The organism is Salipaludibacillus daqingensis, assembly GCF_029891575.1.
GTDB classification, from domain to species: Bacteria; Bacillota; Bacilli; order Bacillales; family Salisediminibacteriaceae; genus Salipaludibacillus; species Salipaludibacillus daqingensis.
Window position 1 is genome coordinate 92525 of record NZ_JARZHF010000002.1, and the last position, 14953, is coordinate 107477.

Consider the following 14953-nt stretch of genomic DNA (forward strand, 5'->3'; position numbering starts at 1 on the left):
GTTTAGTAGTTCATTGCTAAGGGTGCAAAACTACTTTTCCGCATGTTCCTTCTATCATTAACTGAAATCCTTTTTCGAAATCTTCTAGTGGAAAGTGATGCGTGATCATCGGTTTCAAGTCTACCTGACCTGAACCTAGAAGACCAGCAACTTGTTGCCATGTTTGGTACATTTTTCTACCCGTAATTCCTTGAACCGTTATTCCTTTGAAAACAATGTCATTCGTTATATCAATGGATACTGGTTTTACTGGAAGACTCAGTATGGATACTCTTCCACCATTTGTTACCATTTTAAACCCTTGATCCATGGCGACTGGGTGACCACTCATTTCACAAACGACATCGACTCCTTGACCGTTCGTTAAACTACGTACGATATCTAGCGGGTCTTCATGTAATGAATTAACGGTGCGAGTTGCCCCCATTTTTTCTGCAAGATCTAATCGATAATCGTTTAAATCAAATGCTATGATTTGCGCTGCTCCAGCCGCTTTGGCGACGCCTACAGCCATGATTCCAATCGGTCCACACCCAATAACGGCAACTGTTTTACCAACCACATCCCCAGCTAATACAGTATGAACAGCATTCCCAAATGGTTCTTGTACACTCGCTTCCGCAAAAGATAAGTCGTGATCATTTTTCCACATATTTTCAGCTGGCAATGCCACGTATTCGGCAAAACATCCGTCACGATCGACACCAATAATTTCTGTATTGGCACATATATGTGCTTGCCCAGTCATGCATTGGGGACAATGACCACAAACAATATGTGTCTCTGCAGAAACGTGATCTCCTACTTCAACATTGTTAACTAATTCCCCTTTTTCTACAACAACTCCTGCAAATTCATGACCAAATACATAAGGTGGTTTCACTCTGCTTTGTGACCACTCATCCCAAGTATAAATGTGTAAATCCGTTCCACAAATAGATGTTGCTTTTACTTCAATTAGCACATCTTGATATCCAATTTGTGGAATAGGCACTTCTTTCATCGTTGCTCCAGGACCTCGCCGATCTTTTACAATCGCTTTCATTTTACCGTCCATGTCATCACCCCTTCAAACATTTCGCCTCATTTACGGTTTATTTATGCGTAGTTTGATGCCTTAATAGAAATCGTCATCTTCGTTCTCTCAATCTATTTTAGCACGCAAAAATGTCCCCGTAAATAACACTGTCCATCTCTTGAGGACAATTGACTGTGAGAGAAAATTTCTTCAAAAAAAATTTAAAGGGATTGTTTAAACATATGGTTGAGGAGGATGACACTTTAGGATAATAGTTAAATGTTTGTTTACAATACATTCATTATTAATAATGATAAAAAAAACGTTTCTTCCGATGGAAGAAACGCAAGAGTAAAAGCTGACACTTACTTATTTATTCTAAAGCAAATTCTCTAAACTTTATGGAATCCGAAAGCGACGATTTAATCGAAATGTTATCAAATGTCAGCCCTAATTTAACAGCCGATTGTGCTATTTCCGGTCTCAGTCCTGACAAAGTTGTCGTAACACCAATTAATTTTAACGAATCAATTAATTGCATCAATTCTTCGGCAACATTTTCGTCTATCTTCACTACTCCAGATATGTCTAACAATAAGTAATTCACTCCATTTCGAGAGCATTGTTCTAACGTTTTTTCTAATATTACTTTTGAACGCGTAGAATCAATATCTCCAACTAATGGAAGTAACGCTACATGACGATTAAGAGAAATAACAGGAGAGCTCAGTTCAATAATTAAATCATGTTGCGTTTCAATTCTTTGCTCTGCATTTTTCGTGTGTTCTTGAACAAACCAAACTGAAATCTCATTGAATGTTTTATCTACAAGACGATACCAGCTTAATATCTCCTTAAAACCGTATTCATCCTGAACCGTTTCAACGAATTCATCGATTAATTGCACATATTGATCATGTGTTCTGTTGAATTCTTGAAGAATTAAATGTAAAGGAGTTTGCAAGTGTTCCTCATCTAATGCAACTTCGATAATCCACGCTTCTAATCCTATAAGAAATTCTGACTCATCTTTATTAAATACTTCGAAAAATCTTAAATGAAATTCTTTATTTTGCTTTTTTAAATGTTGAATCACTGCAGGATCACTAGAAGCATAAACTCCAGATGATGCACTTTTATCTAATCTTTCATACCACTCATCACTGAGACGCTGAACGTTACTTATTAAATAATTATACAATTCTTTATTATAATTCATTTCAGTCCCCACCCTTTTATTAACCCAACGGATATTCTGACGAAAAATTCAAACGAAACTATTTTCAGGTTAGTCTCATATATCTTCATCCATATTCTCTTTATGCGATATTTCTAAACATAACTTTTGGTAAAAATAAAAAAGACACCCAGTTGGGCGCCTTTTTTACGGAAAGATAGTTGTGCTTTTTTCTTTTACATAAACTCTCCAACGAGCTGGTCAAATTGGTCTTTTTCAAGAGAAATATCTTGAGAGGATAGTGCTTCTTCTCTAAAACCTTTCACCAGTGATTCGTATGACGGTTTTTCTTTATTTTGATAAATAAGACCTGTTACTAACCCGTCGTGCTCCATTAACGTGTTCATCGCTTGCATGCGATTGTTCGGGTCATAGTTTTCAATCGTTGATAAAGAAGTTAAGTTCTCTTTGAACCAGTCGTATGTGTTCACTTTATTAAATGTAACACAAGGACTGAAGACGTTAATTAGTGAGAACCCTTTATGGTTGATTCCTTGTTCAATCAACGATGTTAATTCTTTTAGGTCACTAGAAAAGCTTTGTGCTACAAAACTTCCACCTGCTGTAAGAGCCATTTCCATGACGCTTAATGATGTTTCAATGGAACCAGCCGGCGTACTCTTTGTTTTGAAGCCCATCTCACTTCGAGGAGACGTTTGACCTTTTGTTAGTCCATAAATTTGATTATCCATTACGATATAAGTCACATCGATGTTTCGACGAATTGCATGAATGGTGTGACCCATACCAATGGCAAATCCATCACCGTCTCCACCAGAAGCGATAACGGTCAATTCGCGGTTAGCCATCTTCACGCCTTGCGCAATCGGTAACGAGCGGCCATGAATCCCGTGAAGGCCATAGGAATTAATGTAACCTGAAATTCGTCCGGAACAACCAATACCTGATACAACTGCCAATTCCTCTGGGATCGTCCCTACATTTGCTGCAGCTCGCTGAATAGCAGCTTGTATAGAAAAATCTCCGCATCCTGGACACCAGTTTGGTTTTACATTATTTCTAAAATCCTTAAAGGTTGCCATGTACAAACAACTCCTTACATTCGTTGTGAATTTCTGCTGGCAAAAATGGGTTTCCATCATATTTCAAAATAGATTCAACCGAGTCTACTTTATTATTCATCTTAATTAATTGAGCGACTTGACCAGTTGCATTGTTTTCAATAACAACTACTTTTTTGGCTTTATCAATCATTCCTTGTAATTCTTCCGTTGGGAAAGGATGCAATAGTCTAATCTGACCATGATTGACTTTGATTCCATCTTGCTCCATACGTGGAAGCATTTCTTGAATGGTTCCTCTTGTGGAGTTCACGCCGATGACTAAAAGATCTGCATCATCGTGCTTCTCATCTTTAAAAATCGGTTCAGGGAACTTTGTCGTTAATGGATTCAGTTTTCTCATTCGTTTATCCATTTGCGCTACTCTGTTTTCTGGACTTTCAGATGGTTTTCCTTGTTCATTGTGTTCCACACCAGTTACGTGATGTAACCCATGTTTCATACCTGGAATTACTCGTTTAGATACACCATCATCCGTTACTTCATATCGCTTAAAATAAACGCCTTTATCTAATTCAGGAAGTTCTTCCGACGTATCCAGTTTACCACGGCGAATCTTTACTTTTTCAAAATCTAGTGGGTTCACTGTCTGTTTACCTAATGATAATGCTAGATCTGTCATAATAATGACTGGCACTTGGTATTCTTCCGCGATATTAAATGCTTCAATTGTGTCGTAGAATGCTTCTTCTACTGTCGAAGGTGCCATGACTACTTTTGGAATTTCACCATGAGTTCCATAAATCATAGCAAAAATATCGGATTGTTCTTGTTTTGTTGGAAGTCCTGTACTAGGTCCCCCACGCTGAGTATCTACGATTACTAATGGTGTTTCCGTAATACCACTAAGGCCAATGGCTTCCATCATAAGAGATAAGCCAGGACCAGCTGAAGCAGTTAACGAACGAACACCTGTATAGTTAGCACCAATCGCCATCGTACATGCTGCAATTTCATCTTCTGTCTGAATAACAGTTCCACCATATTCAGGTAGTTTTTTAATTAAATATTCCATGATTTCTGATGCTGGTGTGATTGGATAAGCAGGCATAAACCTTGCTCCTCCTGAAAGCGCACCAAGTGCTATAGCATCATTACCAATCATAAATAGTCTATTTTGACCATCTGCTGGATCTAATTTAAAATCGCCAACTTTTCCTGCTGCTTCCTTGTCAAAATATTCTGCCCCAGCTCGAATTGCCTCCATATTTTTAGAAACAACAGATTCTCCTTTTTTCAAGAAGATTTGTTCTACGACCGATTGAAAAATATCTGTACTGACACCAATGAGTGACGCAGAAGCACCAACTGCAACCATGTTTTTCATTAGAGATGTACCTAATTCTGTAGCCATTTCCGTAAATGGTATAGAAAACAACTTGGCATCTACACCTTCAGGTAATTTAGGCCCAAACTTGCTATCACCGATAATGACACCACCGGAACTTAATTCATGGCAGTTCACATCAATGGTTTCTTGGTCAAATGCTACAAGTATATCTAAGTCATCCGAAATAGAATTCGTGGCATATGTGCTCACTCGAATTTTATTATTCGTATGTCCTCCCTTGATTCTGGAAGAAAAATGACGGTAACCATATAAATAATACCCCTGACGATTTAACGCCATCGAAAAAATTTCCCCTGTACTTTCTATTCCTTCGCCTTGCTGACCTCCAACTTTCCATGAAAGTTGATTAATCATTTCACTACACCCCTTCGTAATCTGACAATGAAGTTTTTCAAACAGTCGATCTGTCTTCATGTGAATGTGAATACATTCATAAAAGTAAACTTATATTTATGTAACTCTATGATGTAACGTAAAACTTTCTAACCGAACGTGTATGAAACACCTCGACTTTCAATAGCCTTATTAAGGACTTATTTAGAAAAATCACATGAAAACATGTTGATAAAGAAGCTAATAAAAATTGTGGAAACTAAATAAGTAAGCGTTTTCAAACCACTTTCATTCGTACGTTTATATTGTAACATAACTTTCACAATTACTTAAAGCATGAAAATTCTATATTTTTATTTAGTTTCAGTAAATCGTCTTTCCATTTCCAAAATAAACCTTTATTCGAGCAATTGAATGTTGACCAGTCTTACAAAAACGCCATTATTTAAGCTTTTCATACAAAAACTCGACAGAAAATATCTGCCGAGTTAAAAGGTACTATCTAGGTTCGATAATTAATTTAATCGCTGTTCGTTCTTCACCATCGATTTGTATATCGGTAAATGCCGGAATACAAATCAGGTCAATTCCACTAGGGGCAACAAACCCACGGGCAATAGCTACTGCTTTTACTGATTGATTTAAAGCACCTGCACCGATAGCTTGAATTTCTGCGGATCCTCTTTCACGAATAACTCCTGCCAATGCACCAGCTACAGAATTTGGATTGGATTTTGCTGAAACTTTTAATACTTCCATTTCAGTACCTCCTTAAGGATTATTGAATATAGTTAGTGGATTGTCCAAACACATGTCCATACAAACATCGCGATCATGAAGATAATGAAGTTCATACATTTGGTGAATGTTCATATGGTTATATGACATTACCTCTTTTTGTATATATCTCAAACTTAAAATATATACTTTTTTGAAAATCGTACGACTTCGATCATCCACACTGATAAAGGTCTCGTTGTTTTGATTAGCATTTGGAGAGCTGAGGAGTGTTCATTCACAAAGTTCATAGAGATCGGTAATGAATGAACGAACATTGATAAAGTATTTACCTATTATTCCCTTTTCCCTTAGTTATATAGCATTGAGGGGGAAGAGGTTTATCAACGATATCATATGACTCGTGATTTATAATATGCTAATCAAAAAAGGGCCGTTCATCATTAATATGGATGCGTTCAATTTTTGTTGCTTTTCCAGTTTGGTTATCCAACTGAATCACGACTCCGTTACATTGTTCCCTTCCTGAAGTCACTTCAAACCTTGCTGGTAAATTCGTCAAAAAACGTTGAATAATGACATCTCGGTCCATTCCTAAAATACTATCATAAGGACCTGTCATTCCTACATCTGATATATATGCTGTTCCGTTTGGTAAAATTCGTTCGTCAGCTGTTTGCACATGCGTATGGGTACCAACAACTGCAGATACTTGCCCATCTAAATACCACCCGATTGCTTGTTTCTCACTAGTTGCTTCTGCATGAAAATCCACAAAAATAAATGGTGTTTCTTCTTTTACTTTTTTAACAATCTCATCTAGTTTTTTGAATGGACAATCAATCGGAGGCATAAATGTTCTCCCTTGAGCATTGATCACAGCAATTTTTTTGTTGCCTACTTTTTTAATAACATATCCCTTACCAGGATTTCCTTCTGGGAAGTTAGCAGGACGAATCAAGTTAGGAACATCGTCAATGAATTCAAATATGTCTTTTTTGTCCCATGTGTGATTACCCATTGTCATAATATCTGCGCCAGCTTGGTGGATTTCTTGGTAGATTTTTTTGGTTAATCCTTTTCCAGCAGCTGCATTTTCACTATTTACAATCGTAATATCAGGACGATATTTCGATTTGATTTTAGGTAAGTATTCTTTTAATGCATTTCTTCCAGGAGATCCAACAATATCTCCGATAAATATAATTTTCATAGGATCATACTCCTTTATATTAAGGCTCTTCGCTCTAAATAATCGTAAAATAAGTACTCTCTTACGCTTTGATGAGTTACTTTTCATCTACATTCATTACGTCAAAGAAAGAACCAATTGTTATTAGAACTAGTAACTTAAATTATTTTTTATGTTTTACTGAAAAATTCAAATTATGTTTAGAAAAAGATGTTCTAAACTGGATTAATAAGTCTAGAAATGAAAATAAAGTGGTAGAAGCACCACTTTATTTTGCATACTCGACTGCCCTTGTTTCACGAATGACTGTCACTTTTATGTGACCAGGGTAATCAAGTTCATCTTCAATTTTTTTCGTAATATCTCTTGCAAGCCGATAAGAGTCTTCATCGGTTATAAAATCAGGTTTCACCATGATGCGAACTTCTCGTCCTGCTTGAATAGCATATGTTTTTTCTACGCCTTCAAAGGATTCGGAAATTTCTTCTAATTTTTCTAAACGCTTAATATATGTTTCTAATGTTTCGCGTCTTGCTCCCGGTCTAGCGGCCGACAATGCGTCTGCAGCAGCAACCAATGTAGCAATCACAGATGTTGCTTCTGTGTCACCATGGTGGGAGGCAATACTGTTAATGACAACTGGATGTTCTTTGTATTTCGTGCCTAGTTCGACACCAATTTCAACGTGACTTCCTTCCACTTCATGGTCTATTGCTTTACCTAAGTCATGTAATAAGCCTGCTCGACGGGCTAATTGAACATCTTCGCCCAATTCTGCTGCCATAATACCACTTAGATGAGCTACTTCCACAGAGTGTTTCAACACATTTTGTCCATAACTTGTGCGGAATTTCAATCGACCTAAAATCTTTATTAAGTCAGGATGTAAATTGTGAATTCCCATCTCAAATGTCGTTTGTTCCCCGTACTCACGAATTAATTCGTCAACTTCTCTTCTTGCTTTATCAACGGTTTCTTCAATTCGAGCTGGGTGAATACGACCATCTTGGACAAGCTTTTCAAGAGTGGTTTTCGCAATCTCTCGACGTATCGGATCAAAACCAGATAATATGACTGCTTCTGGTGTATCATCAATAATTAAATCAATGCCCGTTAACGTCTCTAAAGCCCGGATGTTTCGTCCTTCTCGACCAATGATGCGACCTTTCATCTCATCATTTGGTAAGTTTACTACGGAAACAGTAGTTTCTGCCACATGATCAGCAGCACATCTTTGAATAGATAACGAAAGGATTTCTTTCGCTTTCTTATCAGCTTCTTCTTTTGCTTTCGTTACAGAATCTTTTACGAGAACAGCCTTTTCATGTGTTAGTTCATTTTCAATTGTTTTCATAATAATTTCTTTTGCTTCATCTTTTGTGAAACCAGAAATTCTTTCTAATTCTTGTTTTTGTTGATTGACTATTTCCTCGACTTTGCTATTCATCTCGTCGATTTCATGTTGACGTTTTGACAATCGCTCTTCGCGTTTTTCAAGAGTCTCTTCTTTTTTGTCCAACGTTTCACTTTTTCGATCCAAAACTTCTTCTTTTTGAACCAACCGGTTCTCTTGCTTCTGAACATCGTTTCTACGATCACGGACTTCTTTTTCAGCATCCATACGAAGTTTATGGGCTTCGTCTTTCGCTTCTAAGATCGCTTCCTTTTTACTGGAGTCCGCTTCTCGTTTAGCATCTTCAACCGTTTGTCGAGCCAGAGCCTCTGCACTGGAGATTTTAGCTTCTGCGATAGATTTGCGAACGAAGTATCCAATCAAGATACCGATTACTACAGTGAATAGCAAAATGAGGATTTGTAAGATCAGATCCAAGACTGATTCACCTCCTCGTGCTATTTCTTTGGTAGAACAACATTCATTTTTCTTTTCATTTTTCAAAAACATTACATAAATAAAGCATTCCTTGTACATCCAGCACGACTTTCAAATAAACAGTCGTTTAATGCAGTATTCTCACTAATTGTATGTCTCATTGACGATAATGTCAAGCATTGCCAAAGGCTTCCACAAGAAAAGGAAATCGTTATTTGTCTAAGTGAACAATGATTATAACTGAGATAAAAAAACAGCTAGTAGGTCACAAAAGTTAAAAATTAAAAACTATAAAAAAACCAACAAAAGAGTAGATCATCTGTTGGTTTTTTACAACTTTCGTTCTTATTTAAGATCTAATTTATCTTCAACTTTTGCGCCTTTTTTATCCTTTTTATCTTTACCGTCTTGAGGAACTTCTTCAGCAGGTACTTCTTTTGCCCCTAATAAACCATGATACTCTCGAATCTTTATATCAATCTCGTTAGCAATATCGACATTCTCTTTCAAGAATTGCTTCGCATTTTCTCGTCCTTGCCCCATTCTTTCCTCGTTATAGGAATACCATGCACCACTTTTAACGACAATATCTAACTCCGATGCAATATCGAGAATAGACCCTTCTCGTGAAATTCCTTGTCCGTACATAATATCTACTTCAGCAGTTCTAAATGGAGGGGCGACTTTGTTTTTAACAACTTTTAACTTTGTTTTATTACCCATAATATCGTTTCCTTGTTTCAAAGCTTCTGCTCTTCTTACTTCCAAACGAACAGAAGAGTAGAATTTAAGGGCACGACCACCAGGTGTTGTTTCCGGATTCCCGAACATGACACCAACTTTTTCTCGAATTTGGTTGATAAACATAACAATTGTTTTCGATTTACTCACTGCTCCAGAAAGTTTACGAAGGGCTTGAGACATAAGACGTGCTTGAAGTCCAACGTGGCTATCTCCCATCTCTCCTTCAATTTCTGCTTTCGGAACAAGGGCTGCCACGGAGTCAACGATAACGATATCCACTGCTCCACTGCGAACAAGGGCTTCAGCAATTTCCAATCCTTGTTCTCCTGTATCAGGTTGTGAAAGGAGTAATTCATCAATATTAACTCCAAGATTTTGTGCGTATACTGGGTCAAGAGCGTGCTCAGCATCTATAAATGCTGCTTGCCCTCCATTGCGCTGTACTTCTGCAATCGCATGTAATGCAACAGTCGTTTTACCTGAGGATTCAGGGCCGTATACTTCGATAACTCTTCCTCGAGGATACCCACCTACTCCAAGAGCAATATCCAACGCTAGTGTTCCACTTGAAATGGTTGAAACACGTTGTCCCGCATGCTCTCCTAACTTCATAATGGACCCTTTACCATATTGCTTTTCAATTTGTTTTAAAGCCATATCTAACGCTTGTTTTCGATCTGACATTCTACAATCTCTCCTTTATATATGAATCATAATTTCTATTATTATTCCGTAAACCACTGCACAATTAACCGTTAATCAAATGACACTTTGCAAACATTCGTTCGCTTATTATTATAGTCTTAAAAATCCGCCTTGTCAAAGGGAAAGGCGGATTTATTTTTAACTATTTTTTTATTTTCTTTTCGGTCGTGGTTTAGCTGGCTCCAAATTAATTCTCGCTCCGCTTACGCGAGAATATTTTAAACCTTCATAGACAAATGGCGCCACTTCTTCTGGTACTTCCATAAACGTAAAGTTTTCAAAAATATCAATTTTCCCAACAGACTTTGCGTTGATACCGACTAGTCGTGATACCTCATCGACTAGTTTTTTCGGAGTAAGATCAACGTTTCTTCCAACATTTATAAAGAATCGTGTCATTCCTTTTTGTGCACCTGTTTCACCAAAATCATACCCATCATCATTCATATCGTCTCTGCTGTAAAATGCGAGCTTCATAAGAGATGTCACGACTTTTTCAGGAGAATACTGAGCAAGCAGATCGGTGACTAACGAATCATAAAGACTCATTTCTTCTTCATCATTTTCAATCAAGTCAATAATTTGTCCTTTCCATACATGTTGTTGCTTTTCAACAACTTCTTCGACTGATGGAAGGTTTCGAGATGGGATTGTCATTTTAATTTGTGACTCAATAGAACGAAGGTGCTTCATTTCTCTAGGAGTAACCAACGTTAGTGCTATCCCATCTTTCCCTGCTCGACCAGTCCGCCCAATTCGGTGAACGTAGCTTTCAGGATCTTGTGGAATATCATAGTTAATCACGTGACTAACATTTTGTACATCAATACCTCTAGCTGCAACATCTGTAGCAATTAAGAATTCAACGGATGATTCACGGAATTTCTTCATGACCATGTCTCGCTGAGATTGTGTTAAATCTCCATGAAGACCATCTGCTCTATATCCTCTTGCTTGAAGAGCTTCTGTTAATTCAGCAACACCTTTTTTCGTTCTGCAGAAAATAATCCCTAAGTGAATTGTTTCACTATCGATGACCCTGCAAAGTGAATCTAGTTTGTTTTTCTCTAACACTTTATAGTAAACCTGGTTAATGGAAGGAGCAGTAACGTCTCCTTTGCTAATTGTAACGTGTTTAGGCTGATTCATATATTTATTTGAGAGTTTACGAATTGGAGGTGGCATTGTTGCTGAGAATAACATCGTTTGCCGATTACTGTTCACGCTTTGGAGGATTTTTTCAATGTCTTCCACAAATCCCATATCTAGCATTTCATCCGCTTCATCTAATATTAAGGTATGAATGTTTTGTAACTTAAGCGTGCCTCGGTTTAAGTGATCTAAAATTCTACCTGGAGTCCCGACAACTATTTCCACCCCACGTTTCAACGATTTAATTTGATGTCCGATCGATTGACCACCATACACAGGCAACGTTTGAACATTTTTAAATTTTGATAACTTTTGCAATTCACCTGCTACTTGAATAGCTAATTCCCTCGTAGGAGTTAAAATTAATGATTGTACATGTTTTTCATCTGTAATGTGTTCTAATAGCGGGATACCAAAAGCTGCTGTTTTTCCTGTCCCTGTTTGGGCCTGTCCGATGACGTCTCGTTTATTTAAGATTTCCGGAATAATTTTTTCTTGAATCGGAGATGGAGCTTCAAATCCCATTTCTTTAATTGCTCTTTTTGTATCCTCTGAAATACCAAATTCTTCAAAATTCATCATTTCTTTTCATCCACCTTTTCCTTTTCCTTACGTAAGCATTGAATTAAATAATACAACCCGTACTTCACAGATCGCTCTCTTATCATTTCTCGACTTCCTGCAAGTTGAAGCTGATGGGTTACCACATTGTTTTTTGTTGCAATACCAATATATACGATTCCTGGATTTTTTCCCTCTAATGATTCAGGACCTGCAACACCAGTGAAACTAATGCCTACGTCACTGTTAAGATTTTCTTTTACATTGATTGCCATCTGTTTCGCGCATGCGGAACTAATAGCTCCTTCCGTCTGCAACAAATCTTGTGGGATCGCTAATTCAGATTGCTTTACTGCATCACTATAACATATTATTGCGCCCGTAAAAACTTTTGAGACCCCTGATTGTTCTGTTAATATTGTCGAAAATAAGCCTCCAGTAAGACTTTCGGCAGCCGATATCGTTAAGTTTCTTGCTTGCAATTGTTGAAAGAGAATTTCCGCTAACTGATCTTCTCCTTCTCCGTAATAAAACGCCCCAACACGATCAAGGATCTTTTCTTTTAATTGATCTAAATGTTTTCTGTTATCCTTTTTGTCTGCTCCCTTGACCGTTAACCGAAGCGTTATTTCTCCAGCCGAAGCTAAAGGAGCAATCGTTGGATTGGTTTGTTGCTCAATTAAGTCATCCACTTTTTCTACAAGCTGAGATTCGCCAATATCAAAAAAACGGAGAACTTTTGATTGAATTTCTTCATGAAACGTTAACTCTTCTTTTAAAAAAGGCATAACGTAATTTTTGAACATTGGGATGAGTTCACTCGGTGGACCCGGAAGCATAATCATTAGTTTCTTTTCGTGCCAGATAACCATTCCGCAAGCCATTCCCTGATCATTGGGTAGTATTTTAGCACCTTTAAGTACCATGGCTTGCTTACGATTATTATCTGTCATGGTTTGGCCTCGTTGAACATAATATGATTCAATTTTCTTTTCAGTTTCCGAGTCATATACTAATTCTTTCCCAGTAACATCCGCAACCGTTTCTTTCGTTAAGTCATCTTTTGTTGGACCCAGACCACCTGTAAAGATGATTAAATCGGAGCGATCTAGTCCTGACTTCACCACATTTGACAACCTATCAGGATTATCCCCTACTACTACATGGTGAAACACATTGATACCAACAGATGATAATTGTTCAGACAGATAAGTTGCATTCGAGTTTTGAATTTGACCAAGTAGCAATTCCGAACCAACTGCAATAATTTCAGCATTCATATTCTAATATCCACCTTTCATGATTTTCACAGTGATTTATTAAGGACGTGTTTGTTTTTTATGAAATAATCAACGCCAGAAAAAATCGTTAAAATCACCGCAACGTAAATCATGATCGTATCAAATGGAATAGACATTAGTTCAAAAATAATGTTATGTAACAAAATCGCTGCCGCTGCAACTATTTGACTGACTGTTTTCCATTTACCCCAAATACTCGCAGCAATAACTTCACCGTCACCAGATGCAACAAGTCTAAGACCTGTAACGGCAAATTCTCGACTTAAAATGACAACAGCTGCCCACGCTGGAAACATATCTAACCCTACAAGCCCAACAAATGCTGCTGTAATAAGTAATTTATCTGCAAGTGGATCCAAAAATTTCCCCATATTTGTGACGAGATTGTGTTTTCTTGCGTAATAGCCATCCAACCAATCCGTAGATGCTGCAATAATAAACACAATTGCTGCAACAAAGTGATGAAGAGGAATCTCTGCCCCTAACATAACAATTTCTCCCCATGTAAATGGAACAAGTAAAAACACCATGAATACAGGGATTAATAGGATTCTTAAAATAGTAATTTGATTTGGAATATTCATAATTGACCCTCCTTACTTAATAATGTTCATTTTCTTTATGTATGATGAGACCTATTCAATTTTATCAAAAAGGGCAACATATTGCGAATAGAAGAGGTAAAAATGGAGAACAAAATCTTAAATCCCTCTTCCATCATATAAGTTATTCATTAACTTTACCATTCTAATAGAAAAAGGCAGTCTTCATGCGACTGCCTTTCTTCTACTGATTACTAATTGTTAAATTCTATCAAGATGTTTTGCGTCGTCTGATCAAGAGGATACTCTACCTCTTCACCATTAACAAACAATGCAGAAGTTACCGTACTTCCAACACGAATTAGAATTTCATCTTCATCAGAAAAATCAAAATTAATTTCATCCCCATCGGCATGCTCTTGTTCATGGATTGTTCCACCATCGTTATCCGTAATCCTTATCCATGTGGCACCGGAAAACTCCATCGAAAGGTTGAATGTATCTGTATTAGTTAGCGTAAACCTCGACGTTTCACCCTCTGATTCTTCTAATTCAAAGGATGCTTCTTCTTCCTCATTTGCTTCGTTTTCTTCTTCATTTCCATCATTATCGTTGTTACCATTATTATTTTCACCGTTATTGTCTTCATCTGTTTCATTTGATTCTTCGGTATTTTCTTCGTTGTTGTTTTCATCTTCTAATGGCTCTGTTAAATCAACACCTGGAGAACCTTGTTGGTCCTCTCTAGAAATTCCAGTTGAGTCTTCGCCATTATTAATTCCCATCCCCCATGCAACTGCTGCAATAGCTAATATAAATAATACGACAACAATCGTCGGGAGCAAAGAAGCTAACTTAGACTTTTTCCTAACAGTCTGAGGTTTAGAGCGATTCACTCGTGGTGGTAAATCTGTCGGTTCTCTTTTTGGCTGTGGGAGCTCATCTTTATGTTCTTCGAATACCATATTAGGGTCTAACCCTACGGCTTCTGAATAACTTTTAACAAAAGCTCTGCCATAAAAATCACCAGGCATTTTTGAAAAATCGCCGTCTTCAATGGCAAGGATGTAGCGTTTTTGAATCTTAGTTATCTGTTGTAATTCTTCAAGGGTATATCCCTTTTCTTCTCTTGCTGATTTCAATCTTAATCCTAATTCTGACACTCT

The 14953-nt window shown here is 37.3% G+C and carries 12 protein-coding genes; all 12 read right to left on the reverse strand.

Annotation, left to right across the window (positions count from 1 at the left end; all coding sequences use genetic code 11):
- Positions 1-16: 16 nt before the first annotated feature.
- The gene (gene tdh, locus QDN89_RS04540; protein ID WP_280768902.1) at positions 17-1057 is read right to left on the reverse strand and encodes an L-threonine 3-dehydrogenase; all 1041 of its coding nucleotides are present in this window, start codon (positions 1055-1057) and stop codon (positions 17-19) included.
- Between the two features lie 334 nt (positions 1058-1391).
- Positions 1392-2237 (reverse strand): STAS domain-containing protein, encoded by an 846-nt coding sequence (locus tag QDN89_RS04545; RefSeq protein ID WP_280768903.1) that lies wholly within the window; start codon positions 2235-2237, stop codon positions 1392-1394.
- Positions 2238-2431: 194 nt separating this feature from the next.
- Complete coding sequence (locus QDN89_RS04550) at positions 2432-3298, reverse strand: 2-oxoacid:ferredoxin oxidoreductase subunit beta (protein WP_280768904.1); 867 nt, start codon at positions 3296-3298, stop codon at positions 2432-2434.
- On the reverse strand, positions 3285-5042 hold the full coding sequence (locus tag QDN89_RS04555) for a 2-oxoacid:acceptor oxidoreductase subunit alpha (protein ID WP_280768905.1): 1758 nt from the start codon (positions 5040-5042) through the stop codon (positions 3285-3287). The genes QDN89_RS04550 and QDN89_RS04555 overlap by 14 nt, the downstream gene beginning before the upstream one ends.
- A gap of 477 nt (positions 5043-5519) precedes the next feature.
- Complete coding sequence (locus QDN89_RS04560; RefSeq protein ID WP_280768906.1) at positions 5520-5780, reverse strand: stage V sporulation protein S; 261 nt, start codon at positions 5778-5780, stop codon at positions 5520-5522.
- A gap of 397 nt (positions 5781-6177) precedes the next feature.
- Positions 6178-6972: a TIGR00282 family metallophosphoesterase gene (locus tag QDN89_RS04565; RefSeq protein WP_280768907.1), complete on the reverse strand. Its 795-nt coding sequence runs from the start codon at positions 6970-6972 to the stop codon at positions 6178-6180.
- A gap of 247 nt (positions 6973-7219) precedes the next feature.
- Positions 7220-8782 (reverse strand): ribonuclease Y, encoded by a 1563-nt coding sequence (gene rny, locus QDN89_RS04570; RefSeq protein ID WP_280768908.1) that lies wholly within the window; start codon positions 8780-8782, stop codon positions 7220-7222.
- A 345-nt stretch (positions 8783-9127) separates the two neighbouring features.
- Positions 9128-10210, reverse strand: coding sequence for a recombinase RecA (recA, locus tag QDN89_RS04575; protein ID WP_280768909.1), 1083 nt, complete (start codon positions 10208-10210; stop codon positions 9128-9130).
- A 171-nt stretch (positions 10211-10381) separates the two neighbouring features.
- Complete coding sequence (locus QDN89_RS04580) at positions 10382-11965, reverse strand: DEAD/DEAH box helicase (protein WP_280768910.1); 1584 nt, start codon at positions 11963-11965, stop codon at positions 10382-10384.
- Complete coding sequence (locus tag QDN89_RS04585) at positions 11962-13224, reverse strand: competence/damage-inducible protein A (RefSeq protein WP_280768911.1); 1263 nt, start codon at positions 13222-13224, stop codon at positions 11962-11964. Before QDN89_RS04585 ends, QDN89_RS04580 begins: the two co-directional genes overlap by 4 nt.
- Positions 13225-13250: 26 nt before the next feature.
- The gene (gene pgsA / locus QDN89_RS04590; protein WP_280768912.1) at positions 13251-13829 is read right to left on the reverse strand and encodes a CDP-diacylglycerol--glycerol-3-phosphate 3-phosphatidyltransferase; all 579 of its coding nucleotides are present in this window, start codon (positions 13827-13829) and stop codon (positions 13251-13253) included.
- 212 nt (positions 13830-14041) lie between these two features.
- Positions 14042-14950, reverse strand: a complete 909-nt coding sequence (locus QDN89_RS04595; RefSeq protein ID WP_280768913.1) for a helix-turn-helix domain-containing protein — start codon at positions 14948-14950, stop codon at positions 14042-14044.
- Positions 14951-14953 lie beyond the last annotated feature (3 nt).